The following is a 24134-nucleotide window of genomic DNA, read 5'->3' as shown; positions in this document are numbered from 1 at the left end:
TACGTGAACTTGATGCCCTGGCTCTCGTCGTCCCAGACGATCGCCTTCATTTTCACGAGATCGACCACGCCCTGAAAATGCTCTTCCGCGCCGATGGGACCGCGCCCCGGCAGGAAGTCGACGTCGAGGCGGTGCTCATCCAGATGCAGGCAAATCACAACGAGCAACTCAACTGGCGCACGTCTATCGTTGACCTGCTCAAGTTGCTTGGTCTGGACAGCAGTCTCGCCGCGCGCAAGGAACTGGCGTCGGAACTTCACTACAGCGGCAGCACAGAGGATTCAGCGGCGATGAACGTCTGGCTGCACAAACAGGTAATGCAAAAGCTTGCCGAGAATGGCGGCAAGGTGCCCGACGACCTGAAGAGCTGAGCGACGGGCCGACGCGAGCTGCTACGTGCCCGGCCCCGAACGCCGTTGCACGGCATGATGCCGTGCAACGCGACTGCTCGATTTGGGCAATGACGCCGCTCTTTCTGGCGCGCGGCAAGAGCGGTTCGGCTAGGCGGCCATGGCAGAAGATTCAACATGCGGCAGCATTTTCTTCAAACGCTCGATACGCGCGCGGTGGTTGGCAATGACGGCCAGCCGTGTCAACGCTGACAGCCGGGCCTCCCAGTACGTTGCCGGGAACTGGGCGGCGGTGCTCATATGGGAGACGAGCCGTTCGAGATGGCACAGTTCCCACTCGACGAGGTGCGTAGCGTTCATTGTTCTTTTTGGCGGTGATCGCCATTGCAGGCGCCCGCTGATCAAGTTGTGAGGTTAAGGGGCTGGCCGGTCACCTGGGGTGTCGACGCGTGCGATGTCGCGCCGGACACTGCATCAGTCGGCGAGGCGCGCATGCGGGTCGGCACGAGCGACGAGCAACGTGCTCCGCTCAGTTGATCTTGAGAACGGTTAGCGGTTGCATTCATTCGTGTTGACCGTCGGCAAGCGACCCTCCTCGCCTGTCAATCACCGTGTTGTGACCGGAGCCAGCCGGCAGGCATTGAGCAATCGATGTGCCTGAGGAGCCGCGCGTTTGTGCTGGCCGCCTACAGCGGGTTCAGCAGCGTGCTTCATGCGCGTGGCAGAGCGAGCCGAATTGTGTGGCGCAACGGTCAGTGCTTGCGCGGCAGCCTCGCATTGACCAATGGATTGAAACCTGTCGGAGGCGCAGAACCGGATGAAGGCCCCGCGTCATCTTCCCGGACGGTCGCTGCGTTTCTACGCCGTTTCGGACGGTTTGCGGCGCCAAGTTGGCGGATCAGGGTTTCGTCCTCGTCGCCGGATCGTTGTCGACGGTCTTTTCTGGTCTCGCGCTTTGTGGGCGCCTTGGCGGCATTGGAGGGTCCATCGTCGCGTGGACCCGGCGACTCCAGGTGCGCGATGATCCGTGCGAATTCGCGCGCCACATCGTCCGGCGCGTGGCCCGGCATCATCGTCGCGACCACGATGTCGTGAAAGCTACGGCCATCGACGGAATGCATGTCCGCCTCCGTCTCCCACTTCACCGTTGCGCCGATAAATGCCGACAGCACGCGCTCGAGAACAGCCGGCGACAAGACGCCGCCGTCATAGAGCGCCACGACGGCCCGTTCGGCGACGCGAAACAGCGACGGCTCCCGCGCGGCCATTAGGTGAGGCTCGCCCGATCATCGCGCTGGGTTGCGCGGCTGGCGCCTTCGTTCTCTTCAGGCGATGGCGTGGGCGGGAGCGGGTCCATGTCCGGCGGAATGCCGGGCGTGGCGGGCACGCCGGGCGCTGGACGGGGTTGCTGCCCGGGATCGTCGATCGGCTGATTGGCGGGATCGGCGATCGGGTCGATGGTCGGATCGGTTTGCATCGTGAATTCCTTCCCCGAATGAACAGGTAGAATCGGCTGACAATCTATGTCGAGAAGGCGGGCGCCAGGCAGCATCGCTACGCTAACGCCTCGGCTGAAGACGCGGACGGTTTCCGAAGCCCGTCCGAACGTCTTCCTGCCGACGTTGCAAAAGCTGCGGGTTGCACTGGCACGAGCGCCGGAGTGCTACTTCGGCTTCACGAATTGTCGTCTTGGGACGGTGGCTTCGTTTCGGACAGGTCGTCCTCGCGAACTTCGGCCTGGCGGACAGTCGTGCCGTCTTCGCCCGTCTCCGAAATGTCGGTCTCGAAGGTCTGGTCCTGGTTCTGGTCCTGGTTCGACCCGGCAGGGTCGCGATCCGCGGGCGTGCCTTGTCCTCCTTGCTGCTGTTTCTGGCCGGTAGTCATCGTGTGCTCCCTATGTGAACCGCGCGAGACGCAAAGGATGTGCGGCGTGCCGTCTCGCGCTGAGTCGCACTGCCGCATGCCCATTGAGCATTCCTGGTTCCTGCCAGTGCATGCAAGCGCCGGCGAATTGTTAGCGCCTTCACCAGCCCGCGCTGTCATACCGCCGCGTTTTCGATGGTGTACCTCTTTGTGGCGGGGCAACAGCGCGCACACGCCGGCTGTGAAGGTAACGATTGAGCGCCGGGGTCGCGCTCGATCCGTGCACGATGACGGACAACGCGATGCACGCGAGAATCACGGGAGCGAGCGGTCTGAACTGCGTTTTTCCCTGTTCCAGCGCAAGCAGCAAATAATAGAATGCGCCCACGCCGCGAATGCCGAGCCACCCGATCAGCACACGCTGATAGCCATCGACGCTTGCGCCGACGAGCGCAACTGAAGTGCCGATAGGGCGCGCGACGAGAAACAGAACCAGCGAAGGCCAGATCGCCTGCCAGGTCAGCACTTCGCGCCAATGTGCGGAAACGGCGCTGCCGATGGCGAGCATCAACGCAAATTCGACGAGGCGCTCGATTTCGAGTGTGAAGCCCATCATCGATTCGGCCATATAGGCGTGTGCCCGTTCTGGGTCCGTAGCCGCCGTGCTTTTTTCGCTTCGTTGCACGCTGGCGAGCACCTCGGATGGCGGGCGCTCGCCCGTCGCCTTGAGCTCCTCGTGACGCAGCGCGACGCCCGCCACGAACACGCCGACGAACGCAATGGTGTGGGCCGCGAGCGACGCGCCATAGCAGATGCCCATCAGGCCGAGCGCGAGAAAGCCTTCGACGCCGACTGCTTCGCCATAGCGCGTGCGTAGCCATGTGACGATTTTCACCATGCCGATGCCGCATATCCAGCCGATCAGCGCGGCACCGGCCAGGCCCCAGACGACCGTCAGCGCGAATCGAAACGGCTCGCTGCTCGCGAAGCCAGGGATGCCGCACAACGACAATCCCGCCAGCGCGACGGGATAGGCGGCGCCGTCGTTGCAGCCGCCTTCGCCCGACAGTGCAAACCGCAGCGGCTCGTCGTCGCCGGCTTCACGCACGCGCAGTTCGTTGGCCAGAACAGGATCGGTCGGCGCGAGGGCGGCCGCGAGTACCAGCGCTGCGCCAAGCGTCAGATGCAGTCCCCAGATCGCGACGCCCGTGACGATCGCGACCGTGACGAGCATCGCGGGAAAGCCGAGCCTCAAAGGAAGCCACCACAGACGATCGTGCAAGGGCACGCGAAGATGCATGCCGATCGAAAACAGCGAGACGACCAATCCCGCTTCCGTCACGATGCGCAAGGGACGAACATCGGTGTCGAGCGAGATGGGCAGCAGCCCTGCACCCGCCGTGCCGATCAGAAATCCCACGCACAGATAGATCAGCGCGCCGCTCAAGGGCAGGCGCGCGATGAGCCCGCGGCCGATCGCGACGACGACCAGCAGCACGCCGACGAGGGCGAACCACGCCGCTTCGATCAACATGGGCGTGTTCGCTGCATCGGCTTCATGTTGCGCGGCTCAAGGCGAGGGGGCGCTGCCCGGACCACCGGTGTTCGCTGGCCCGCTGGTGTCGGGCGTATCGCGCACGGGATTCTGGTCCGGCTGAACGTCGGTGTCGGGTTGTGGTTCCGGCGTGCGGGCAGGGGGCGTGCCGCGCCCGATGTCTGATTGTTGCGGGTCCGGCTTGTCCGGCGACCGACTGGCATTCATGAAGTGCTCCTGGCAGTGAGACGCGCAGGCATTCGCGATTCCATCAGTGGCCCGAAAAGGTGCCGCGCGCAGATACACGAGCATCCGTTATGCCTTTGCCGTTTCGCCGTCCGCTGCTTTCATTCGCGTGGGTCTCTGAGTTCCGGCACGGCGTATGCTGCCTGCACGCAACCGCCATCACGTTCGACGACATCAATGAGCGACGCCGGCCTTATTCGACGCGAGACCGCGCATTCGCAGCCCATGCACCGACGCGGCGTCGCACTTCTCGCGGGCGTTGCCGCGTCTAGCGCCAGCGCCGCGCCGCAGCAAAGCGTGCTCGAGCCAGCGGGCATCCAGGCCGCGCACATCGTCCAGTTGTGGAATCTGACGCTGCTCGTCTGCGGTGCCGTGTTCGCAGCCGTGCTGCTCGCGACGCTCATCGCGCTACTGCGCGCGCAACGCAGCAATGCAGCGGCGCCGCCCGAGCCCACACCCGATGGCCGCGTCGAAGCGCGCACAAGGCGCGGGGTGATCGCGGCGTCGTCGATATCGGTCGTGCTGCTGGCAGGTCTCGTCGTCGCCGATGTGCTGACCGATCGCGCGTTGTCCAAACTGCCCGTCGAGAACCCCGTGCGGATCGAGTTGACGGGTCAGCAGTGGTGGTGGCAGGCGGTCTATCCGTCCGACGGCGGGCAGCCCGGCTTCACGACGGCCAACGAGCTGCATGTCCCTGCCGGGCGGCCTGTCGTCGTCGCGTTGAAAGCGGGCGACGTCATTCACACCTTCTGGGTGCCCAATCTGCACGGCAAGAAGGACATGCTGCCGGGCATCGCGTCGACCATCGAATTTCGCGCCGACAGGCCCGGCGTATATCGCGGCCAATGTGCCGAGTTTTGCGGCGCCGAGCACGCGTTGATGGCGATGCTCGTCGTGGCCGACTCGCCCGAACAGTACAGCGCATGGCGCGCGCATCAGGCGAGTGTGGCCGACACGTCAGCCGACGCACTCGCGCAACGCGGCCGGCAGGTTTTCGAGCGTTCGACTTGCGCAGGATGCCACACGGTGCGCGGCACCTCCGCGCAGGGAACGCTCGGCCCGGATCTCACGCATCTGATGAGCCGTCAGACGATCGCAGCAGGCATGTTCGCGAACACGCCAGCGACCCTGCAGCAATGGGTCCGCGATCCGAACACGCTGAAGCCAGGCGCGAGGATGCCGGCCGTCCCGCTCGCGGCCGACGATCTGCGCGCGGTCGTCGCGTGGTTGGGGACGTTGCAATGAGCACGACGGGTTCCCGCATCGTGACGGATCTGAACCTCGATCTGAAGGACGGTCCCGACGCGCCGCGCGACACGCTCGATGCGCTGGCGCACACCTGGCGCGATCCGCCCGGGCTGCTCGGCGTGCTGTCGGCCGTCAATCACAAGACCATTGCGCGCCGCTTCATCGTCACGACATTCGTGTTCTTTTTGCTGGCGGGACTGCTCGCACTCGCGATGCGCGTCCAGCTCGCGCGGCCCGACAACCGGCTGATGTCGCCCGATCTCTACGATCAGCTGTTCACGACGCACGGCTCGGCCATGATGTTCCTGTTCGCCGTGCCCGTGATGCAGGCTGTGGCCGCGTGGCTCGTGCCATTGATGGTCGGCGCGCGCAGCATCGCGTTTCCGCGCATGAATGCGTACGCGTACTGGGTCTTCCTGTTCGGCGGCGTGTTGCTGTTCGTCGCGCTCGCAGTGGGCGCGGGACCGCGCGCCGGATGGTTCAGCTACGTCCCGCTCGCGGGCCCGGACTATTCGACGGGAAAAGGCTCGGACATCTGGGCGCAGATGATCACGTTCACGGAGCTGTCGGGGCTGCTCGAAGCCATCGTGCTGATCGCGACGATACTCAAGATGCGCGCGCCAGGCATGTCGCTCAGCCGCATGCCGCTGTTCGTGTGGGCCACGCTCGTCACGCAGTTCATGGTGCTGTTCGCGATGCCCGCGGTGATGCTGGCGAGCACGGCATTGATTCTCGACCGGCTGGTCGGCACGCAGTTTTACAACCCTTCGCTCGGCGGCGATGTGCTGTTGTGGCAGCACCTGTTCTGGTTCTTCGGGCATCCCGAGGTGTATCTGATCTTCATACCGGCGCTCGGTTTCATGTCGTCGATCATTGCGACATTCTCGCGGCGTCCCGTGTTCGGCTATCCCGCGATGGTGCTGTCGTTGATCGCGACCGCGTTCCTCGCGTTCGGGCTGTGGGTGCATCACATGTTCGCGACGTCGGTGCCTGCCCTCGGCAAGAGCTTCTTCACGGCAGCGAGCGTGATGATCGCGGTGCCTTCCGGCGTGCAGATCTATTGCTGGCTCGCCACGCTGCTGACGGGCCGGCTCAACCTGAAAGTGCCGCTCTATTTCGTGCTGGCGTTTTTCTTCAACCTGGTGCTGGGCGGTATGACGGGCGTGATGCTGGGTTCCGTGCCGCTCGATCTGCAGGTGCACGACACGTACTTCGTGGTCGCGCATCTGCACTATGTACTGATCGGCGGCGCGGTGTTTCCGCTGTTCGGCGCGATCTACTACTGGTTTCCCAAGGTGATGGGCCGCATGCTCGACGAGCGCCTCGGCCGATGGCACTTCTGGCTGTTTTTCATCGGCTTCAACGTGACGTTCTTCCCGATGCATCTGCTCGGCTTGCACGGGATGCCGCGCAGGGTGTGGACCTATCCGCACGGAATGGGATGGGACGGGATGAACTTCGGCGCGACCGTCGGCGCGTGGTTGATGGCCGTGAGTATCGCCATCTTCCTGTACAACGTGGTGCGCAACGCACGGCACGGACGGCTCGCCGGCGCGGACCCGTGGGGCGGCGGCTCGCTCGAATGGAGCGTGCCGAGCCCGCCGCCGCCGCACAACTTCGATGCACTGCCCGTCGTGCATGCGCAGGAGCCGCTGTGGTCGCCGCAGCGGGAGCCGCGGTTCGTCTCGGGACTGGCGGCGACGGCGCGCGAGGTGCTGACGACTTCCGCCCTCGACGCGATACCCGAGACACGCCCGCTGTTTCCGTCGCCGTCGATCTGGCCGTTCCTCAGCGCCATCGCGACGACGGTCTTTTTCGTCGGCTCGATCTACACGCCGTCGGCTGTCTGGTGGGGCACGGTGCCCGTGGCGGTCGCGATGATCGTCTGGTTCTGGCCCACGCGGCGCGAGAACGCCGTTGCCCGCGTGCTGGAGCGTTGGCCCGACGAGGCCGGGCGTTCGCAACAGTCACACGTGCGGCGAGTCCCGGCACCGCGCGATGCATCGTCGCCGGATGCGCAGCCATCGACGCTCGATGTGCGCGCATTGCCGAGCTTCGGCTTTGGCGCACGAAGTCTCATGTGGTGGGCAACGGCGGGACTGATGCTGATCGAAGGCACTGTGTTTGCCCTCGCGGTCGTCGTTTACTTCTATCTGCGCACGGTCAACGCGTCATGGCCGATGCATGCTCCCCCGCCGTCGCTGCTGTGGGGTTCGCTCAACACGGTCGTGCTGATACTGAGCATGGTGCCCAACGAGCTCGCACGACGTGCCGCCAACCAGGGCAATCGCGAACTCGCGCGCCTTTGGCTCGCGGTATGCGTCGGCTTCGCCGTGATCTTCCTCGTGCTGCGCGGCTTCGAGTTCACAGCGCTCAACGTGATGTGGTACGCGAACGCATACGGATCGATCGTGTGGACGCTGCTGGCGCTGCACACGACCCACCTGATAACCGACACCGTCGATACCGCCGTGCTCGCTGTGCTGCTGTTCACGGGACCGTATGAAGGCAAACGGCTCGTCGACACGAGCGAGAACGCGTTCTACTGGTACTTCGTCGTGTTGAGCTGGCTGCCGATTTACGCGGTGATCTATTTCGCGCCACGGATGTCCCTATGAATCCATCTTTTGCAACCTGGGCCGGACTGCTTGCAGCGCCGCTCGTCGTGCTCGCTGCGCAAAGCGTCAACTATGCGCTGGTGCACGTCGCGTGCGCGCAGCGCAACACCGTCGCGCTCGGTATCGTCAGCGCCGTCGCATTCGTGTTTTCAGTGGCGGTTGCGTGGCTCGCTTATCGACGCTGGCGGCACATGTTGCAGTTCGTCGAAGCCGGCGTGTCGGCGAATGGCGATCCCGCCGCCCGCGCCACATTCTTTCCCCTGATGGCGATGCTGGTGGCTGCCCTCTCGGCGCTCATCCAGTTGATGATGTGGTTCCCGCAATGGTTGCTGTCGCCCTGTCTATGAAACGCGTCGTGGCGCGTGCGCGGCTGCGCGTGTCGCTGCCAGGTGCGCTGACGTTCGCGCCGGGCGTTGCCTGCGCGCATGGACTGATCGCGTCGGGGAACACCGCGGCGTCGTTTGGATGGGCTGACGAGCCGTGGGTCGTCGTGTTGATGGCGCTCAGCATGGCCGCTTATGCAACAGGCTATCTGCGATTGCGTCGCCGCGCGTCGCCCCGATCTCGCAGCGCGCGCGTGCGAGCGACGCATCTGCTCGCCTTCGCGGGAGGCTGGGTCGCGCTCGCACTTGCGCTGTTCTCGCCGCTCGATGCGCTGAGCGCAGCGCTCTTCTCCGCGCATATGGTGCAGCATGAATCGATGATGCTGATTGCCGCGCCGCTGCTCGTCATGGGCCGCCCGCTCGGCGTGTGGATGTGGGCGTTGCCGCGACGCATGCGCATGGCCGTCGGCGGGCTGGTCAGGACGCACGCGTTTTCGCGCTGCTGGCGTGGCTTGAGGTGGCCGCTGACGGCCTGGCTGCTGCATGCCGCCGCGCTGTGGGGATGGCACATGCCGGCGATGTTTCAGGCGGCGCTACTGCATCCGTGGATTCACTCGCTGCAACACGCGAGCTTTCTGTTCACGGCGCTGCTTTTCTGGTGGACGGTTGCGGGCGAGGGCGCACGCCGCCAGACGGACGGTCACGCGATGCTGTCGCTCTTCACCACGATGGTGCATACGGGCGCGCTCGGGGCGCTGATCACGCTGGCGCCCGGTCTCTGGTATCCGCTGTATGTCGAGCCTTGCAGCGCGCTCGGCGTCGATCCGCTGCACGACCAGCAGTTGGGCGGACTCATCATGTGGGTGCCCGCTGCCGCGGCGTATCTGGTTGGCGGGCTAGCGATTGCCGCGCGCTGGTTGAGCAATCGCAGCGCGCCCGCGCTCGTGACAGGGCAAGCGGCCATCGTGCCGCGGGACGGCTCGCCGTGAAGTGCGCGTCGACTCGCCGGCGGGCGGCTTGCGCGTTTGTTGGCGCAGCGGCGATTGCATATGCGATGGCATTTGCGTTTACATTCGCGACCGCATCGCCCGATGAAAACGCTCGCACCGTTTCGTCATCGACGATTGCCGCCGATCGCGCCACGCTTGAGCGCGGCGAATACATCGCGAAGGCGGGCGATTGCGCGGGCTGCCATACGGCGGCCGTCAAAGGCAAGCCCTACGCGGGCGGGCTCGGTCTAGGCTCGCCGTTCGGCACGATCATGTCGAGCAACATCACACCGGACAGACAATACGGCATCGGCCAATACACCTACGAAGAGTTTGCCCGCGCGCTTCGCGAAGGCGTGGCGCGAGGCGGTAAGCGGCTTTATCCGGCGATGCCGTACCCGTCATTTGCGAAGGTAACCGACGACGACATGCGCGCGCTCTATGCGTACATGATGCAGGGCGTCGCGCCCGTCGCGCAGCCGACGCCGCCGTCGGACGTCGCCTTTCCGTTCAACCAGCGCTGGATGCTGCGCTTCTGGCAACTCGCCTTCGCGCCGACCGGCGTCTACAGGCCGCGCGCGGAGCGCGACGCGCAATGGAATCGCGGCGCGTATCTGGTGCAATCGCTCGGGCATTGCGGCGCCTGTCATACGCCGCGCGGCGCGGGTTTTCAGGAGCGCGGCTACGACGAATCGAAAAAAACGTATCTCACGGGCGGCGTCAACGATCACTGGTTCGCGCCAAACCTGACGGGTGACAACGGGGCGGGGCTGGGCAGGATGAGCGAAGCCGACATCGCGTCGTTCCTCAAGACGGGCCATGCCGGGGGCGCAATCGCATACGGCAGCATGGTCGAGCAGATCGAGGACAGCTCGCAGTATCTGACGGACGCTGATGCGCAGGCCATCGCGCATTATCTGAAGTCTTTGCCGGCGCAGCATCCGTCCGGCACCTACACGCCGCGCGCCGATCCCGCCCGGTCGCCCGGCAACGGCAGCCGCGTGCCCGATGAGCTTTCGCTGGGCTTCAACGTGTACCAGGGATTCTGCGCGAGCTGCCATCGCGAGGACGGGACGGGCGTGCCTCATGCATTTCCTTCGTTGACGGGCAATCCGTCCGTGCTCGCCGAAGACACGACGTCGCTGATACGGCTCCTGGTGGAAGGCGGAAACAGTCCGTCGACGCTCACGGGACCGCCGCGCCAGGCGATGCCGGGCTTTGCCACGACGCTCGCCGACGTGCAGATCGCGCAGGTGCTCACTTACATACGCAGCGCATGGGGCAACAATGCGCAGCCGATCACGGCCAACGATGTCAGTTCGCTGAGAAGCAAACTGCACAAGTAGCGATTTTTACGCGACAGCCTTGACGAAGCGCGCGAGGAAAGTGCGCGTGGTGCCGTCGGGAAACAGCACGGCCACCTGTTCGGCCGTCGCAAACGATACCTGGCCGGTGCCGTATTTGCGCACGCGCACCGGCTGGCCGCGCGCAAACCCGCGTTGCGCATCGAGCGTCTTGCGCGCGGTGTCCATCATGCGGCCCTGCGCTGTCGCGGGCTCTTTCACAGGCTCGATATGCGGCGGATTCAGACAGTTGTCGCACGTGCCGCAGCGCTCGACTTCTTCGTCATAGCCGAAGTATTCGAGGATCGTGCGCCAGCGGCATCGCCCTGTCTGCGCGTAGTCGATGATCTGTTGAAGCGCCGTGCGGTCGCGCTCCGCCATTTCGCCATAACGCGCGAGCGACGCAGCGAGCGCATCTTCTTCGACGGTTTCGTCGCGCAACACATAGCGGCGCGCGCGGTTGCGGATCACGAGACGCGCATCGAGCATGATCTTCAGCGCGACCTGGAGCTTGTTGCGTCCGACGTCGCCGAGCGATTGTGCGAGATCGCCCGCGCTCACACCCTTGCTCGACGCGTCGCGAGCTTGCCGCAGCGCGTTGTGCACGCGCCCGACGAGGTCGCGATCCGGGTAGCGTCCCAGCATCAGAAACTGCTGCACGCGCCGGTCGCTCAGATCGAACAGCAGCATGCATTCAGCGGCCTCGCCATCGCGTCCCGCTCGTCCCGTTTCCTGATAGTAGGCGTCGATGCTGCCCGGCATCTGGTAATGCACGACGAAGCGGATGTCGCCTTTATCGATGCCCATGCCGAAAGCGTTGGTCGCGATCATGACGCGCGCATCGCCGCGCATGAACGTGTCTTGCGCCTCATGACGTTCGCGTGCGGTGAGGCGTCCGTGATAGAGCGCCGTCGGCACGTCCCATTCGCGCAGCGCTGCTGACAGCCGTTCGGCTTCGCGCACGGTCGCCGTATACACGATGCCGGGACCGTCGCGCTGCGCGAGCAGCGCCTGGATGGTGGCGAGCTTGGCCTGCGCGGACCGTGCGGATGCGCGGCCCTTGCCGCCCGCGACGGAGGTTTGCTTCACGCTGTAATGCAGGTTCGGCCGATACACGCCTTTTTGCAGCACACGCGGGTCGCGCATGCCCAGTGTGCGCACGATGTCGTCGACGACGGCTTGCGTCGCGGTGGCAGTGAGCGCGAGCATGGGCGGGCGACCGAGGCTTTCGACGGCATCGCCGATCTGCAGAAAGGCGGGCCGGAAATCATGACCCCATTGCGAAATACAATGCGCTTCGTCGATGACGACGAGTCTCACGCGCCACGGTTCGTCGCGTCTGCCACTGCGCCTGGCGGTTTCGGATTCGACACGCGCTCGCAGTGCATCGATCAGCATCGGCTTGCCCAGTTGCTCGGGCGTGACGAAGACGATCGCGCGGTTGGCGGTGCCGACCGTGTCGAACGCGGTGCGTTCTTCGTCCGCTTTCAGCGTACTGTTGATCTGGACGGCTTCGATGCCCGCATCGAGCAGCTTGTCGAGCTGATCTTTCATCAACGCGATCAGCGGCGACACGACGAGTGTGAGACCGTCGAGATGGAGCGCGGGCAACTGATAGCAAAGTGATTTGCCGGCCCCCGTCGGCATGATCGCGAGCGTGTCGCGGCCTTGCATCACGCTCTCGATGATCTCGCGCTGGCCGGGGCGCAGCGATTCGAGACCGAACACGTCGCGCAACGTTCGGCGCATGGCTCGCATGCTTGCGTCGGATGAAGCTGTCATTGCGTGTTTCCTGCTTGCGGATAGCGAATCGGCGGGCGTCAATGGCGCCGCTTCCATGCGAGCACACCGAGTGCGGCCGCGCCCAGCGTCAGCGTCGCCGTCCATCCGGGATGCAGTGCGGCGCGCGTGTAGAAACTGCTTTCATGCACGAAGCGCTTGCGCGGCGATCGTTCGAGCATCTCGCTGCGGCGGCCGGCGTCCGTTCCTCTCGCGGCCCGATCCGTCGATTGCATGCGAAAGCCGAGTCGTCCCATGAATGCGTCGAACAGGCGTGGAGCGAGACGGGCGAATGCCACATTGCCGGGCGCGGCACCGCCGACATAGATGGCGCGCCTGGGCGATACAGCCGCGTGCACGATCGCGTCGGCAACGACATCCGGTGCGTAAAGCGGTGCAGGCAGCTTCGGCTCGACGTCGAGGTGGTTGCGCGCATGCTCGACGAACAGCGTGTGGATTCCCGAAGGCTTGATGAGCGTGACGGACACGGGCGCGCGCTCCTCGATCAGTTCGAGGCGCAATGCATCCGTGCAGCCTTTGACTGCATGCTTCGACGCGACATACGCACTTTGCAGCGGCACAGCGATATCCGATACCTCGCTGCCGAGGTTGATCAACGCGCCGCCATGCTTGCGCAGATGCGCGATGGCCACCGTCGAGCCGCGCACGATGCCCCAGAAGTTGGTATCGAACAGATCCTGTTGTTCTTCGATCGGGACCTCGTCGAACCGTCCGTAAATCGAGCCGCCTGCATTGTTGACCCACGTGTCGAAGCCGCCGAAGCGCTCGATGGTCCGCTCTGCGGCGGCCTGCATCTGCGACGTATCGCGCACATCGGCGATGACGTAGTCGACTTGCGCGCCCGAGGCGTTGAGGTTTTCGGCGATCGTCTTCAACGCGGTTTCGTCGCGTCCGAGCAGCATCACGCGCGCGCCGGCGTGTGCTGCCGCGCGTGCAGTGGCGAGGCCAATGCCGCTCGTCGCTCCTGTGATGACGATGACCTGCTCGTTCAACGGTTTCAGCTTGATGCGGTTCATGAAGACGTTTCCTTGGGATCGCAATGGGGAAGGCGGAAAGCGTGTTGGAGCAACGCTGCGCTACGATTCGGGGTTTTTCAGATCGGCTTCGATCAACGACGCGCCATGCGCGGTGGCGGCGGCTCTCGCATCGTCGACGGTGGCGAAGGGACCGATGGGCGACGCGCCGTCGAACGGATAGAGCTTGCGTCCGTCGGTGGTGCGTACCAGTAAAAGCTCGCCGAAGAAGCGCCCCGTCGCCATGAACTTTGTCGTGACATAGATGACGTAATCGTCCGCCGTGTCCGGGCGAGGCTTTCCGGTCTGTTTGACGAGCAGTTTGCGGCGTACCATTTCACGCCCCTTCAAGCCCGCTTGCAGCCAATCGGTCGAATGATCGCGCGGCGGGATGTCGCGCGGCGTGGGCGGGAGTTAGCGTTTCAAAGCGGTTGGTGGCATATCGGTCTGAGCGCATGAAATCCTCTTCGAGCGTAGTGACCCGTCAAGGTGGGCGCTTTCAAGGCGTTCAGCAAACGCTATGCCGAAGTGCGCATGACGCTGCGCACATGAGCGTCTTCTTCACTTCATGGGCGGGCGGGAGCCGATCGGCGGTCAGCGACGGCGGATGGCGTCAAGGCTTGAGCACGACCTTGATGCAACCGTCTTCCTTGTCGCGAAACGTCTTGTACATCGACGGGCCGTTTTCGAGCGCCACCGTATGCGTGATCACGAATGACGGATCGATCTGGCCGTCCTGTATTCTGCGCAAGAGGTCGTCGGTCCAGCGGTTCACGTGCGTTTGGCCCATGCGCCAGGTGAGTCCCTTGTTCATCGACGCGCCGAACGGAATCTTGTCGATTAATCCGCCATAGACGCCCGGCACGGACAGCACGCCCGCAGGGCGGCAAACGTAGATCATTTCGCGCAACACGTGTGGACGATCCGTCTCCAGCATGACGGCCTGTTTGGCGCGGTCGTATATCGCATCGAACGAGCGGGTGACGTGCGACTCCATCCCGACCGCGTCGATGCACTTCTCCGGCCCCTTGCCGTGTGTCAGATCCGCTAACCGGTCAAGCACGCTTTCTTCCTTGAAGTTGATCGGGATCGCACCGCCCGCGCGCGCCATCTCGAGGCGCTCGGGAACCCAGTCGATTGCAACGACCTGGCGCGCCCCCAGCAGGACGGCGCTGCGGATCGCCATCTGACCCACAGGGCCGGCGCCCCAGATGGCCACCGTATCCGTGGGTTCGATATCGCATTGCACGGCAGCTTGCCAGCCGGTCGGAAAGATGTCGCCGAGAAACAGTACCTGCTCGTCGCTCAGACCGTCGGGAATCTTCACGTGCGTCTTGTCGGCGAATGGGACACGGACCAATTCCGCCTGTCCGCCTGGATAGCCGCCCGTCAGATGCGTATAGCCGAACAGGCCCGCCGTCGTATGGCCGAAGAGCTTGTCGGCGTCCTCGCGATTGCGGTTGGTCCGCTCGCAGACGGAGAAATTGCCGCGTTTGCACTGGTCGCACTCGCCGCAGATGATGGTGAACGGCACCACGACCCGGTCGCCGACCTTGAGCGCTGAGTTCTCCTTGCCGACGTCGACCACTTCGCCCATGAACTCGTGCCCCATGATGTCACCGGATTTCATGCCGGGCATGAAGCCGTCGAACAGGTGCAGGTCCGAGCCACAGATGGCACAGCTGGTTACCTTGACGATTGCGTCGCGCGGATGTTCGATGATCGGATCGGGAACCGTATCGCATCGAATGTCTTTCTTGCCGTGCCATGTAAGAGCTCTCATGCGTCTCTCCTTAAGAGATGTGAGCGAACCAGTATGCTGCGAACCGTTCAGAGGTTCGTCGGGTTGCCGGGATCGGTCTTGCCTTTTTCAGCGTTTTCTCGCTGATCGCCCAGGTCCTTGCGGTTATCGCCTTCCGTGATCTGCGCTTCGCCTTTGGCCTTCTTCGCGTCGTTGCCTGTGATCGAGCCGACGCCCTTGTTGACGTATCCCTTCAGTTCTTCCTTGATGCCTTCCGTTTTGTCGCTAGCCATTTCTTTCTCCGCTAGTGAGTGGTGATGTCACGCGTCGCGCAAAGCGCCGGCGCGCGCCGGCGCCGCTTCGCGTCGGCGCGCATATGCCATGCCAAACAGGCACTGCGCCAAGCATCGTTGGCCGTGAGCGGACGACGCAGCAGGATGGAAAGCAATACGTCGTCCTTCCGATCATGCTGCGTCCGACACGCCGGCCTCATGGCCTGACGTAACGCTCGCGCCCAGCGGCAACGTCGCGCTCGGACGTAGAACCGCTCTTTTCGAAGGGGGGCTGGTGACGAAAGCCTGCGCCGCCGGAAACGATTGCGATGATCGCGCCGACGACCAGTGCCGCAAACGAGTACCAGCTGGCCCGCGCAATGCCGCGCGCCGCCGTATCGGCCGTCTCCCGGGCCTGTTGCTCCGCGGCGGGGCTCGACGCCATAGAGGCGGCGGAGGCCACAGCACCCTGGATCTGTTCCTTCGCGGAGTTCAGTACCGCGGGAGCCGATCCGTTCTGCGCGGTGGCCGTCGCGCCGACCTGCGCACCCGTGGCGGCGATGCTGCCGGCAGTGCTGACGGTGCCGGCAAGAATGGACGTCATGCCATACGCGACAAACAGCGTCATGACGGCCCATGAGAGCAGACCATGAAGCCATCCCAGCACAGGAGCGCAGCGTCCGGCGAAATAAGAGCCAACGAAGACCGCAAGCACCGTTGTGAGGATCATCCATATGCCAGAGCCCAGGCCGAAGCCCTCCAATGGATGCGGTTTCGACAGCGGCGCCAGCAGTGACGCGCCGACGGCCGCACCGAGCACGCTCAAGACAAGATAGACGATCATCGACAGGATCACGCCCGCGATGACAGGACCCCATGACAGCCTGGGCAGGCCGTCTCGAGTGATGAGAAGTCTCATGGATATCTCCCAGGACGAAGGTTGAACAACGGGCGACTCCCTACGACGCGTGTCGGGAGGCGATCTGGTTCGCGCAATCGGTATGCCGCGTGCGGCTTGCGGATTCATTCGGTTTGCGGGGGGGGGCAGCGTGATGTGCCGGGTCGTGCCGGGTCGCAAATGCCGGCAACCGATGCCAGCGTCGCGCCAAAGGCCGCTGGGCAGGAACGCCACATGCGCGTTTCGCTGTGCCAACTCATCAAGGGAGATGCTTCATGGCCACATCCGGCGCAAACAATCCGTCGATCCGCAAGTTCATCGACGTGCAAAAGGCGCTCAAGGGCGCCTCGTATCCGGCTTCCAAACAGGAACTCCTGAAGGTTGCGAAGCAGAACGACGCCGACGAGGATGCGATGGAAGCGTTGGCGGCATTGGCCGACGACGAATATGCAAACCCTGCCCAGGTCTCCAAGGCGATAGGCAACGAGGGCTAAGACGCCGCGTTGGATCTCGCATCAGACCTCGCATTTGGCTTCGCATCAGGCCTCGCGTTGGACACCGATCTCCGACGGCCATTCGGTCACGTCGGCAAACCCGCACACTCTGGAGGACATCATGACCGACGCCAAGCGGCCCGCGCCGCCGTTTCCACCTCAGCAGCAGGAGAATGTTCCCGGGCGCACTGCGCCGTTGCAGCCGCAGCCCGACCACGGAGAAGACAGCTATGCGGGTAGCGGCAGGCTTGCGGGCAAAGCCGCCATCATCACGGGCGGCGACAGCGGCATCGGCCGGGCGGTTGCCATTGCATTCGCGCGCGAAGGCGCCGATGTGCTGATTGCCTATCTCGACGAAGACGACGATGCCGAAGACACGAAACGGTGGATCGAAAAGGCGGGGCGGCGGGCCGTGCTGGTGCGCGGCGACATCACGCAGCCTGGTCATTGCGACACGATCGTCGAGACGGCTATGAAGGAGTTGGGCAAGCTGGACGTCGTCGTCAACAATGCCGCGTACCAGATGATGTACGACTCGCTCGACGATATCACCGACGAGGAATGGGACCGCACTTTCGACACCAACATCAGCGCGATGTTCAGGATTACCCGCGCGGCGGTGCGGCACATGAAGCCGGGCGGTTCGATTATCAACACCACGTCCATCAATGCGGACAAGCCCAACCCGGGGCTACTCGCTTATGCGACGACGAAAGGCGCGATTCAGAACTTTACGGCCGGTCTTGCCCAGTTGCTCGCCGAAAAGGGCATCCGCGCGAACTGTGTCGCGCCTGGGCCGATCTGGACACCGCTGATCCCGTCGACGATGCCTCAGGAGAAGGTCGAAAAGTTCGGCGAGCAGGTTCCGATGAAACGACCGGGACAGCCCGCGGAACTCGCGCCTGCGTACGTCATGCTGGCCTCTGACGAGGCGAGCTATATCTCAGGTGCAACGATCGCCGTCACGGGCGGCGCGCCTTTTCTGTAACGGTGGTGGGCACCCTGGCGGATCAACGCCCCGGTCGAAGCAGGGGCGATTCACTGAAGACGAGCGACCACTCCACCCCGCGCTGCGGCGCTGTCCGCCAATCCAGCTGGCCGCCGATGCTGCCCACCATCAGTCGCACGGTACGAAGACCTGTGCTCTCGTCGAGGGTCGCAGAGGGCAGGCCGTGTCCGTCGTCGGCGACGGACACGACGAGGTTCGGGCCCGAGCGAACGAGCGAGACGGTTATCACCCCGCGCTCGCCTCCGAACGCATGTTCGACGGAATTGGCCACGAGTTCGTTGACGATCGTTCCGATGGTCGTGCAGGTGTCCAGGTTGAGAACGATGCCGAACTGCAGCTCGATTTTCAGCGCGATACCGTTGGCGGTCAGTTCGTAAAAATCGTCGAAGCTGGCAGCCATTGCACTCAGATACCGGCCCAGGTCGGCGCGCTCGGCCTGTTCGCTCAAGCCGAGCAGATGGTCGTAAAGCGACGCCATCGCAAAGACGCGTCGTTCGATGTCGCGTAATCCCTTGCGGTCTTTCTCGTCGCGCGCTCGAAGCGCAGTGCGTTGAACCATTGCGATGATCGACTGGAAATTGTTGCGGATGCGATGTTGTTGCTCGCGCAGCAGAACGGCTTTCGCATCTCGCTCGACGATCAGCGAAGCACGCGCCCGGATCTTCTCGATACCTTCGGCCAACGCGGCTGCCACTGCGGCCAGGAACGACGTATGAAACGCGCCGACTTCAGTGGGCTCCGGGAAGTCGATTTCGAGTATTCCGTAAGCGCCTTCATCGTTCACCAACGGCAGGCTGACGGAGGTGACCACATGATGGTCTTTCAGGAGCTTGGGCAGCAAGTGCGGTGGACGTCGTCTCACGTCGACATCGATGACGGGAGCGACATTCCTGATGGCCTCTCCGGGCGGGTTACCCTCTTCGGCTTTCCCGGCCGGCTGCCCCATTGCGTCGGGCGACATACCGTACTGACTCTTCAGGATGAGTGTGTTGTCGGCTTTGTCCAGTTCGAGAACCTTCGCCATCGGTGCAGAACAGCCCATGGCTGCCGCGCGAGTGGCGCCGTCCAGCAGCTGCTGCAGCGACACATCGCCAAGCGTCGCCTCGATCATATGAGCGAACAGTTGCCATTGGCGCAGGACGTCGCTGAGCAAAACAGTGTCGGCCGGGTCGACGACGATACGGCTCATCGACGCGGCCAACGTTGCTTCGTGTGCGGAGCTCATGTTTTCCCTGTTGTTCGAGACCGAATGGCGGCCATCGCGCAAGCTGTATGCCGCGATCAGAAGGCGAGCGGCCGCCGCGCGAATGACGTACGCGCTGACGAGGGATCGAATGTCGCACGACGGCCGGCTGGGACGCACTTTGCCAGCACGGACTACGCACTAAAGCCGCGGCGCGTTCGCGCTCGCGGCGTAAGGACTAGTCGGCTGCAGCGGCTTTACGCAGGCCTGGTGGATTCGGGCGATGCCTTCATCCCAAGCTCGGCGCCCGTTTCCGGATCGGTCGACGGATCGGACATCAGCCGCTGGCTCATCGCTTCGAGCGCTGTCTGTTGCGTGGCATCGAGCTTGACGGATGCGGTGCCGTCGCCGCCGTCCGCCGTCAATGGCGGATCGTCGACGAGCTGCAGACCGGTACCCTGATTCCACGGCCCCGGCACGGGCGGCTGGCCATGAGACATCTTGTAGTACACGCTCGCGAACTCGGGCACGGGCGGCATCTTGCCCGGAGGGAAATTGCCCGTGATCGAGTACAGCGCCTTTTCGAACGACTTCTGATGCGACACTTCTCGCGTCATCAGAAAGCCGAGTGCATCGCGCACACCCGGGTCGTCGCTCACGTTGATCAGACGCTCGTAGATGATCTTCGCGCGCGCTTCAGCGGCGATATTCGAGCGCAGGTCGGCGGTCGGCTCGCCGATCGTGTCGATATACGCTGCCGTCCACGGCACGCCCGCCGAATTCGTGAGCGGCGTGCCCGCGCCATAGAGCACCTGCGTCACGTGACTATCGTTGCCGGCACCGTTGATCTTCCGATACATCTCGGCCTGTGAATCGACCGCTTCCGCCAGCTCGCCTTTGGCGCCACGGTTAAGCATCGCCACGATCGAGCCGATGATTTCAAGGTGACTGAGTTCTTCGGTGGCAATGTCGTAGAGCATGTCCTTGCGGCCGGGATCTTCTTCGGTGACGGCTTGGGTGAAGTAGCGCATCGCTGCCGCAAGCTCGCCTTGCGGTCCGCCAAACTGTTCGAGCAAAAGATTGGCGAGCCCGGGATTGGTATCGCTCACACGAACCGTGTATTGCAGACGCTTGTTGTGTACGAACATCACGACCTCCTTAAGGTTGGCTTAAGCCAACCGTCCCTGCGCAATCGGCGAACCTGCCTTTGACGATGTCACGTGCAAACCGACGACGGACCCATCAGCGCAGCATTTCAAGCGATGCGTGTAAGTCCGTCGCATCGCACGCGAGCGCCGGCTGTGGCACGCCGCCCAAGCTGTCGCGCGCGATCACGGCGTTTCGGCCCCGAATGTTGATGTTGCGGCGCGGCAAAAACCAGCCTATAACCATCTACATGGATGGTGACTGGATGGAAAGATGAAAAAGCTGATAGCGCCGGCAACGGATCGTCCCAAGGGGGGCGATTCGGAAAAGATCACGATCAACCTGGGTCCGGTTGATCTCGGCCAGATCGACCTTCTGGTAGAGGAAGGCTTTTATGGAAACCGGACCGACCTGATCCGGACTGCGATTCGCAACCAGCTTGCCCTTCATGCACAGGTCGTTCAGGACACGGTGACACGCCGCGCGCTCGTACTTGGACTACAGCACTTCTCCCGGCAGGACCTTGAAGCAGTGCGTGCCGCGCGCCAGCGGCTCACCATTCAGGTGCTCGGACTCGCGAGCATTGCCAGCGACGTCACGCCGGAGCTTGCGCTCGCAACGATCGAAAGCGTCCATGTGCTGGGCGCATTCCACGCTTCGCCCGCTGTCAAGGCGGCGCTCGCGGACAGAATGCACTAGCCACACGGCGCTCAACCTAATTCGCTAATCGGAAAAAGATGATGAAACTCGACGAAAACTTCCTCGGCTCCATGCATGAGGCGATGAACGTATTACGCACGCGCGGTCCCGCCGAAGCGACGAAAGTCATTCAACGCGTGCTGCAAGGCGGTGCCGCTGATGGCGAGTACGACGCCGCGTCACGGCACGAGGCGCCCGTTTCCCCATTCGCGAGGAACGGGAACCGGGACGCCGCACCGCACACGGCGCGAGACGGCAAGCTGGACGCGGACATCGAAGATCGCGGGCATTTCAGCACGCATGCGTATTCGAATACCGCAGGCTCGCGGCAATATCGTCTGTACGTGCCGGCTCGCGCAGCGGGCCAACCGCTGCCTCTGATTGTGATGCTGCACGGCTGCACGCAGAACGCCGATGATTTTGCCGTGGGTACGCAGATGAACGCGCTCGCCGAGCAGCATCGATGCCTGGTCGCGTATCCGGTGCAGCCGAAGCACGCCAACCCGTCGAAGTGCTGGAACTGGTTCAAGCCCGACGACCAGCATCGCGAGCGCGGCGAGCCTTCGCTGATCGCAGGCATCACGCGGGACATCATTGCGGCCCATGATGTCGATCCGGCTCGCGTGTACGTTGCAGGCATGTCTGCGGGCGGAGCCATGGCGGCGATCATGATCGCCACGTATCCCGAGCTGTACGCGGCGGCGGGCATCCATTCCGGCCTGCCCGCAGGGTGCGCGCACGATTTGCCTTCGGCGCTCGCGGCCATGAAAGGCGGCAGGCGTCATGGCAGGCGACATCACGCGCACAGCGACCAGCGTGCACCGCGACGGCCCATCATCGTCTTTCACGGCGACGCGGACGCCACGGTTCACATCGCTAACGCCGCGCAGCTGGTGCAGGCCTTCGAACCGCGCGGCGGCGTTGCCCCACGCCGCGTCGAAACGAGCCGACGTTCCTGCACCGTCGCGTCGCTTGTTTCATCCGACGGTATCGACGCAGAACTGTGGACCGTTCATGGCGCACCGCATGCCTGGTCAGGTGGCGATACACGCGGCAGTTACACCGATCCCACCGGCCCGGACGCGAGCGCAGAAATGCTGCGATTCTTTCTCGCGCATCCGAAACAGGGCTGAAATACAGGTGCCAGATGCTGCGCGTGTTTTGCTCGGCGTCGGCCCGAGTGTCGTCATACTCAGTTTCCGGCAAGACGCCGAACCGTTCGCGCGATCCACGCAAGCAGGCCGTTGCGCACCACCACGCCTGTTATCTTGCGTGGTCCGACTACCAGCGATCCCACGAGTATCGCGGCGAGCAAGGTCACGTTCGGCGCCACGGAAACATATTCGCGCGCCCTCGCGACGAGTGAAGGACTGGCACCAATCTGACGCAGCTGCATTGCGTTGCGTGCGGTCACCAGACTTGCGCGCGATGCGGCCATCCGCTCCAGCACTGACGCCTCGGCCGCGGCAAGCGCGGTAGCTTTAGAGATCATTTCAACGCCTCCTTGGCCACGCGGAGGTCTTCGCGGATCTCGTCATGAAGCACATGGAACGAGCGCGCCGGCTTCTGCGAGCGAACGACAAGGAAAGAAATAATGCAAAGCAGGACCCACGCACCCGCGATAGCCCAGGACACCTGCACGAAGTAGGGTGTCGTCAGCGCCGTGGCAAGCACTGCGATGCAAGAGAACGACAACGCGAATAGCCCGGCGACCGCGAGCGCAACGAGCGCAATGACTTCACGCGCAAGCTCCATTCGGGCCTGCGCCAGTTCGATGGTGACAAGTTCGCCGTAATCGCCCATTCGCTCCATATAGAAGCGGCCCACGGCGCTCCACCGATTCATTTTGGACTGGATCGACATCGTACCGCTCCGTCGGAGAAAAATGAGGATGAGCGTTTGCCGTCACCTGACGCAACATCAATAATCACGACGGCTGGAGGCCCAAAGCGCACCAAGAAGGAAGCCAACCGCACTGGCGCCCGCCAGCACTGCCAGCGGATTCGACGCCATGGTGTCGCGGGCCAGATCGCTGGCGTCAGCACAGAGCTGTTGCGCCTTTCCGCGCAGTTCATTGGCTGCACCCTCGAGCTGCGTCCGCGTGTCTCCCGCGATCGAGCCGACAGCTTCCTTCACGTTTCCCGCCGTTTCGCGGAGGGTACCTTCAATCTTGGTAGTTTCCATTTGTCACTCCAGTTAGCTGCCGCGTATTCGCACCCGGACGCGGCCGGTAATCATCGTCCAACCCTTTGCCCGTTGAACCCCTTGAACACGTGTTGAACCCGCGTTGAACCTTTCCGTCGTCGGGATCGACTTGTGGCATCGCCTGTTACGCAAGCGCCGGGCCTGAACGGCACGCAGCGCATCACACCGCCTCAGTCGCCAGCACGAGGCCGCGCCCGGTTTCGCTGGAATACCCATTGCTCGTGGAAAGCGGGGCAGGTCGCGGTCGGGCCGGCTCCTCATGGTCCGCAAGTCAGCGCCGCTGATTGTTCATAGTGAAGTTCCAACCAGAGGGAGTGCAACATGGCACAACGTAAGACGGTAGATGATCTTTTTGTCCATATGCTGTCGGACATCTACAGCGCCGAGAAGCAGCTGACCAGAGCGCTCGCGAAGCTGTCGCGCGCGGCAAGCAATCCGGAACTGAGCGACGCATTCAAGACCCATCTGGAAGAGACGCAGGGCCAGGTCGAGCGTATCGATCAGGTCGTCGACGTGTGCGGCCTCAAGCTCAAGCGCATGAAGTGCGTCGCGATGGAAGGTCTGATTGAAGAAGGTGACGAACTCATCGACGAAATAGAAAAAGGCCCGGTACTCGACGCGGGCCTGGTCGCTGCCGCACAGAAAGTCGAACACTATGAAATCGCCGCGTATGGCAGCCTGTGTGCGCTCGGTAAGCAGTTGGGCTTCACAGAAGGCGTGAAGCTGCTGACGGAAACGCTCGAAGAGGAAAAGGCCACCGATCTGAAGCTCACTCAGTTCGCGGAAAAAGCGGGCAATGTGAAAGCGAAGGCTGCCTGATTCACGCGCCGCCGTGGGTTCAGCCGGCGCGCTTCGGCCGGCTGATCGCACACCGCGGGTCGGCAGGGCGTGGCGCGCGCGTTGCCTTTATTTTCAGGCTGACGCAAACCTGCAACGCTCGTCGATTTTCCTCACCAGAGGCTTGCGAGTCGACTTTGATAGTGCGTCCGCGCTGCCGATGGCAGCCGCGGACGCTCGCCGCCTGGATCGACAGGTTCTAAAACCGGTGGACGATGCCGACAATCGCAAGTACCTGGGTCGAACTTCCTGCAATGCCGAACGAACCGATCGAAGCTTGGGCCTCGCGCGTGCCGCCCGTCGCCACACGTTGAAGGCCGCTT

27 protein-coding genes and 1 pseudogene are annotated in these 24134 nt (G+C 63.6%); 11 read left to right on the top strand and 17 right to left on the bottom strand.

Features of this window, described 5'->3' with window-relative positions; translation table 11 throughout:
* Nucleotides 1–104: 104 nt before the first annotated feature.
* Nucleotides 105–371 (top strand): annotated as a pseudogene (locus tag H3V53_RS36490) (DUF3597 domain-containing protein); the annotation flags it as partial.
* A 129-nt stretch (nt 372–500) separates the two neighbouring features.
* Here the strand turns inward: H3V53_RS36490 and H3V53_RS36485 are convergent.
* From H3V53_RS36485 to H3V53_RS36460, 6 genes are all read right to left on the bottom strand, one after another.
* Entirely contained in the window at nt 501–710 is a 210-nt protein-coding gene (locus tag H3V53_RS36485) for a hypothetical protein (RefSeq protein ID WP_054925374.1), read from the bottom strand.
* Between the two features lie 392 nt (nt 711–1102).
* Nucleotides 1103–1618, bottom strand: a complete 516-nt coding sequence (locus H3V53_RS36480; RefSeq protein WP_336601982.1) for a hypothetical protein — start codon at nt 1616–1618, stop codon at nt 1103–1105.
* Nucleotides 1618–1827: a hypothetical protein gene (locus H3V53_RS36475; protein WP_336601981.1), complete on the bottom strand. Its 210-nt coding sequence runs from the start codon at nt 1825–1827 to the stop codon at nt 1618–1620. Before H3V53_RS36475 ends, H3V53_RS36480 begins: the two co-directional genes overlap by 1 nt.
* A 197-nt stretch (nt 1828–2024) precedes the next feature.
* The gene (locus tag H3V53_RS36470) at nt 2025–2234 is read right to left on the bottom strand and encodes a hypothetical protein (RefSeq protein ID WP_054925380.1); all 210 of its coding nucleotides are present in this window, start codon (nt 2232–2234) and stop codon (nt 2025–2027) included.
* Between the two features lie 139 nt (nt 2235–2373).
* Nucleotides 2374–3747 carry a cation:proton antiporter gene (locus H3V53_RS36465; RefSeq protein ID WP_336601980.1) on the bottom strand — a complete coding sequence of 458 codons (1374 nt, stop codon included), beginning with the start codon at nt 3745–3747 and terminating at the stop codon, nt 2374–2376.
* A 36-nt stretch (nt 3748–3783) separates the two neighbouring features.
* Entirely contained in the window at nt 3784–3975 is a 192-nt protein-coding gene (locus tag H3V53_RS36460) for a hypothetical protein (RefSeq protein WP_082427312.1), read from the bottom strand.
* 195 nt (nt 3976–4170) lie between these two features.
* On the opposite strand from H3V53_RS36460, the gene coxB reads away from it, so the two are divergent.
* From coxB to H3V53_RS36435, 5 genes are all read left to right on the top strand, one after another.
* Nucleotides 4171–5238 carry a cytochrome c oxidase subunit II gene (gene coxB, locus H3V53_RS36455; protein ID WP_419539671.1) on the top strand — a complete coding sequence of 356 codons (1068 nt, stop codon included), beginning with the start codon at nt 4171–4173 and terminating at the stop codon, nt 5236–5238.
* Entirely contained in the window at nt 5235–7859 is a 2625-nt protein-coding gene (gene ctaD / locus H3V53_RS36450) for a cytochrome c oxidase subunit I (RefSeq protein ID WP_336601979.1), read from the top strand. The genes coxB and ctaD overlap by 4 nt, the downstream gene beginning before the upstream one ends.
* A complete protein-coding gene (locus tag H3V53_RS36445; protein ID WP_336601978.1) occupies nt 7856–8206 on the top strand; it encodes a hypothetical protein in 351 nt (116 codons plus the stop codon). The genes ctaD and H3V53_RS36445 overlap by 4 nt, the downstream gene beginning before the upstream one ends.
* Entirely contained in the window at nt 8203–9171 is a 969-nt protein-coding gene (locus tag H3V53_RS36440) for a cytochrome c oxidase assembly protein (protein ID WP_336601977.1), read from the top strand. The genes H3V53_RS36445 and H3V53_RS36440 overlap by 4 nt, the downstream gene beginning before the upstream one ends.
* Before the next feature lie 65 nt (nt 9172–9236).
* Nucleotides 9237–10517 (top strand): c-type cytochrome, encoded by a 1281-nt coding sequence (locus H3V53_RS36435; protein WP_336601976.1) that lies wholly within the window; start codon nt 9237–9239, stop codon nt 10515–10517.
* Between the two features lie 6 nt (nt 10518–10523).
* Here the strand turns inward: H3V53_RS36435 and H3V53_RS36430 are convergent, their stop codons facing one another.
* The 6 genes from H3V53_RS36430 to H3V53_RS36405 form a co-directional block, all read right to left on the bottom strand.
* Nucleotides 10524–12296 carry a RecQ family ATP-dependent DNA helicase gene (locus H3V53_RS36430; RefSeq protein WP_336601975.1) on the bottom strand — a complete coding sequence of 591 codons (1773 nt, stop codon included), beginning with the start codon at nt 12294–12296 and terminating at the stop codon, nt 10524–10526.
* A 38-nt stretch (nt 12297–12334) separates the two neighbouring features.
* A complete protein-coding gene (locus H3V53_RS36425) occupies nt 12335–13330 on the bottom strand; it encodes an SDR family oxidoreductase (RefSeq protein ID WP_336601974.1) in 996 nt (331 codons plus the stop codon).
* A 60-nt stretch (nt 13331–13390) separates the two neighbouring features.
* On the bottom strand, nt 13391–13663 hold the full coding sequence (locus H3V53_RS36420; RefSeq protein ID WP_336601973.1) for a DUF6723 family protein: 273 nt from the start codon (nt 13661–13663) through the stop codon (nt 13391–13393).
* A gap of 277 nt (nt 13664–13940) precedes the next feature.
* Nucleotides 13941–15110 carry a zinc-dependent alcohol dehydrogenase gene (locus H3V53_RS36415; RefSeq protein ID WP_336601972.1) on the bottom strand — a complete coding sequence of 390 codons (1170 nt, stop codon included), beginning with the start codon at nt 15108–15110 and terminating at the stop codon, nt 13941–13943.
* A 47-nt stretch (nt 15111–15157) separates the two neighbouring features.
* A complete protein-coding gene (locus H3V53_RS36410) occupies nt 15158–15361 on the bottom strand; it encodes a CsbD family protein (protein ID WP_336601971.1) in 204 nt (67 codons plus the stop codon).
* Nucleotides 15362–15557: 196 nt separating this feature from the next.
* Nucleotides 15558–16259 (bottom strand): hypothetical protein, encoded by a 702-nt coding sequence (locus H3V53_RS36405; RefSeq protein ID WP_054925396.1) that lies wholly within the window; start codon nt 16257–16259, stop codon nt 15558–15560.
* Nucleotides 16260–16513: 254 nt separating this feature from the next.
* On the opposite strand from H3V53_RS36405, the gene H3V53_RS36400 reads away from it, so the two are divergent.
* Both H3V53_RS36400 and H3V53_RS36395 read left to right on the top strand, forming a co-directional pair.
* Nucleotides 16514–16732 (top strand): DUF2795 domain-containing protein, encoded by a 219-nt coding sequence (locus H3V53_RS36400; RefSeq protein WP_054925397.1) that lies wholly within the window; start codon nt 16514–16516, stop codon nt 16730–16732.
* A gap of 121 nt (nt 16733–16853) precedes the next feature.
* On the top strand, nt 16854–17720 hold the full coding sequence (locus H3V53_RS36395) for an SDR family oxidoreductase (RefSeq protein WP_336601970.1): 867 nt from the start codon (nt 16854–16856) through the stop codon (nt 17718–17720).
* A 22-nt stretch (nt 17721–17742) separates the two neighbouring features.
* Here the strand turns inward: H3V53_RS36395 and H3V53_RS36390 are convergent, their stop codons facing one another.
* Nucleotides 17743–18966 (bottom strand): histidine kinase dimerization/phosphoacceptor domain -containing protein, encoded by a 1224-nt coding sequence (locus H3V53_RS36390; RefSeq protein WP_336601969.1) that lies wholly within the window; start codon nt 18964–18966, stop codon nt 17743–17745.
* Nucleotides 18967–19181: 215 nt separating this feature from the next.
* On the bottom strand, nt 19182–20072 hold the full coding sequence (locus H3V53_RS36385) for a manganese catalase family protein (RefSeq protein ID WP_336601968.1): 891 nt from the start codon (nt 20070–20072) through the stop codon (nt 19182–19184).
* A gap of 271 nt (nt 20073–20343) precedes the next feature.
* On the opposite strand from H3V53_RS36385, the gene H3V53_RS36380 reads away from it, so the two are divergent.
* Both H3V53_RS36380 and H3V53_RS36375 read left to right on the top strand, forming a co-directional pair.
* A complete protein-coding gene (locus H3V53_RS36380; RefSeq protein ID WP_336601967.1) occupies nt 20344–20769 on the top strand; it encodes a CopG family transcriptional regulator in 426 nt (141 codons plus the stop codon).
* 41 nt (nt 20770–20810) lie between these two features.
* Nucleotides 20811–21902, top strand: coding sequence for an extracellular catalytic domain type 1 short-chain-length polyhydroxyalkanoate depolymerase (locus H3V53_RS36375; RefSeq protein ID WP_336601966.1), 1092 nt, complete (start codon nt 20811–20813; stop codon nt 21900–21902).
* Between the two features lie 59 nt (nt 21903–21961).
* Here H3V53_RS36375 and H3V53_RS36370 read toward each other — a convergent pair whose 3' ends face one another.
* The 3 genes from H3V53_RS36370 to H3V53_RS36360 are packed head-to-tail and all read right to left on the bottom strand — an operon-like array spanning nt 21962 to nt 22953.
* Entirely contained in the window at nt 21962–22261 is a 300-nt protein-coding gene (locus H3V53_RS36370) for a hypothetical protein (protein ID WP_336601965.1), read from the bottom strand.
* A complete protein-coding gene (locus H3V53_RS36365) occupies nt 22258–22632 on the bottom strand; it encodes a hypothetical protein (RefSeq protein ID WP_054925408.1) in 375 nt (124 codons plus the stop codon). The genes H3V53_RS36370 and H3V53_RS36365 overlap by 4 nt, the downstream gene beginning before the upstream one ends.
* A 57-nt stretch (nt 22633–22689) precedes the next feature.
* On the bottom strand, nt 22690–22953 hold the full coding sequence (locus H3V53_RS36360; protein WP_336601964.1) for a CsbD family protein: 264 nt from the start codon (nt 22951–22953) through the stop codon (nt 22690–22692).
* 342 nt (nt 22954–23295) lie between these two features.
* On the opposite strand from H3V53_RS36360, the gene H3V53_RS36355 reads away from it, so the two are divergent.
* A complete protein-coding gene (locus H3V53_RS36355; RefSeq protein WP_054925410.1) occupies nt 23296–23793 on the top strand; it encodes a DUF892 family protein in 498 nt (165 codons plus the stop codon).
* The last annotated feature ends 341 nt before the right edge of the window (nt 23794–24134 follow it).

It is taken from the genome of Paraburkholderia bengalensis, assembly GCF_037126505.1.
GTDB classification, from domain to species: domain Bacteria; phylum Pseudomonadota; class Gammaproteobacteria; order Burkholderiales; family Burkholderiaceae; genus Paraburkholderia; species Paraburkholderia bengalensis.
Note: the sequence above shows the minus strand (reverse complement) of the source record. Positions and strands in the feature narration are given on the sequence as shown.

What these genes read in the sequence shown, in the direction of transcription:
- H3V53_RS36485 (WP_054925374.1), bottom strand. Translation starts at nt 710, where the DNA reads ATGAACGCTACGCACCTCGTCGAGTGGGAACTGTGCCATCTCGAACGG.
- H3V53_RS36480 (WP_336601982.1), bottom strand. Translation starts at nt 1,618, where the DNA reads ATGGCCGCGCGGGAGCCGTCGCTGTTTCGCGTCGCCGAACGGGCCGTC.
- H3V53_RS36475 (WP_336601981.1), bottom strand. Translation starts at nt 1,827, where the DNA reads ATGCAAACCGATCCGACCATCGACCCGATCGCCGATCCCGCCAATCAG.
- H3V53_RS36470 (WP_054925380.1), bottom strand. Translation starts at nt 2,234, where the DNA reads ATGACTACCGGCCAGAAACAGCAGCAAGGAGGACAAGGCACGCCCGCG.
- H3V53_RS36465 (WP_336601980.1), bottom strand. Translation starts at nt 3,747, where the DNA reads ATGTTGATCGAAGCGGCGTGGTTCGCCCTCGTCGGCGTGCTGCTGGTC.
- H3V53_RS36460 (WP_082427312.1), bottom strand. Translation starts at nt 3,975, where the DNA reads ATGAATGCCAGTCGGTCGCCGGACAAGCCGGACCCGCAACAATCAGAC.
- coxB (WP_419539671.1), top strand. Translation starts at nt 4,171, where the DNA reads ATGAGCGACGCCGGCCTTATTCGACGCGAGACCGCGCATTCGCAGCCC.
- ctaD (WP_336601979.1), top strand. Translation starts at nt 5,235, where the DNA reads ATGAGCACGACGGGTTCCCGCATCGTGACGGATCTGAACCTCGATCTG.
- H3V53_RS36445 (WP_336601978.1), top strand. Translation starts at nt 7,856, where the DNA reads ATGAATCCATCTTTTGCAACCTGGGCCGGACTGCTTGCAGCGCCGCTC.
- H3V53_RS36440 (WP_336601977.1), top strand. Translation starts at nt 8,203, where the DNA reads ATGAAACGCGTCGTGGCGCGTGCGCGGCTGCGCGTGTCGCTGCCAGGT.
- H3V53_RS36435 (WP_336601976.1), top strand. Translation starts at nt 9,237, where the DNA reads ATGGCATTTGCGTTTACATTCGCGACCGCATCGCCCGATGAAAACGCT.
- H3V53_RS36430 (WP_336601975.1), bottom strand. Translation starts at nt 12,296, where the DNA reads ATGACAGCTTCATCCGACGCAAGCATGCGAGCCATGCGCCGAACGTTG.
- H3V53_RS36425 (WP_336601974.1), bottom strand. Translation starts at nt 13,330, where the DNA reads ATGAACCGCATCAAGCTGAAACCGTTGAACGAGCAGGTCATCGTCATC.
- H3V53_RS36420 (WP_336601973.1), bottom strand. Translation starts at nt 13,663, where the DNA reads ATGGTACGCCGCAAACTGCTCGTCAAACAGACCGGAAAGCCTCGCCCG.
- H3V53_RS36415 (WP_336601972.1), bottom strand. Translation starts at nt 15,110, where the DNA reads ATGAGAGCTCTTACATGGCACGGCAAGAAAGACATTCGATGCGATACG.
- H3V53_RS36410 (WP_336601971.1), bottom strand. Translation starts at nt 15,361, where the DNA reads ATGGCTAGCGACAAAACGGAAGGCATCAAGGAAGAACTGAAGGGATAC.
- H3V53_RS36405 (WP_054925396.1), bottom strand. Translation starts at nt 16,259, where the DNA reads ATGAGACTTCTCATCACTCGAGACGGCCTGCCCAGGCTGTCATGGGGT.
- H3V53_RS36400 (WP_054925397.1), top strand. Translation starts at nt 16,514, where the DNA reads ATGGCCACATCCGGCGCAAACAATCCGTCGATCCGCAAGTTCATCGAC.
- H3V53_RS36395 (WP_336601970.1), top strand. Translation starts at nt 16,854, where the DNA reads ATGACCGACGCCAAGCGGCCCGCGCCGCCGTTTCCACCTCAGCAGCAG.
- H3V53_RS36390 (WP_336601969.1), bottom strand. Translation starts at nt 18,966, where the DNA reads ATGAGCTCCGCACACGAAGCAACGTTGGCCGCGTCGATGAGCCGTATC.
- H3V53_RS36385 (WP_336601968.1), bottom strand. Translation starts at nt 20,072, where the DNA reads ATGTTCGTACACAACAAGCGTCTGCAATACACGGTTCGTGTGAGCGAT.
- H3V53_RS36380 (WP_336601967.1), top strand. Translation starts at nt 20,344, where the DNA reads ATGAAAAAGCTGATAGCGCCGGCAACGGATCGTCCCAAGGGGGGCGAT.
- H3V53_RS36375 (WP_336601966.1), top strand. Translation starts at nt 20,811, where the DNA reads ATGAAACTCGACGAAAACTTCCTCGGCTCCATGCATGAGGCGATGAAC.
- H3V53_RS36370 (WP_336601965.1), bottom strand. Translation starts at nt 22,261, where the DNA reads ATGATCTCTAAAGCTACCGCGCTTGCCGCGGCCGAGGCGTCAGTGCTG.
- H3V53_RS36365 (WP_054925408.1), bottom strand. Translation starts at nt 22,632, where the DNA reads ATGTCGATCCAGTCCAAAATGAATCGGTGGAGCGCCGTGGGCCGCTTC.
- H3V53_RS36360 (WP_336601964.1), bottom strand. Translation starts at nt 22,953, where the DNA reads ATGGAAACTACCAAGATTGAAGGTACCCTCCGCGAAACGGCGGGAAAC.
- H3V53_RS36355 (WP_054925410.1), top strand. Translation starts at nt 23,296, where the DNA reads ATGGCACAACGTAAGACGGTAGATGATCTTTTTGTCCATATGCTGTCG.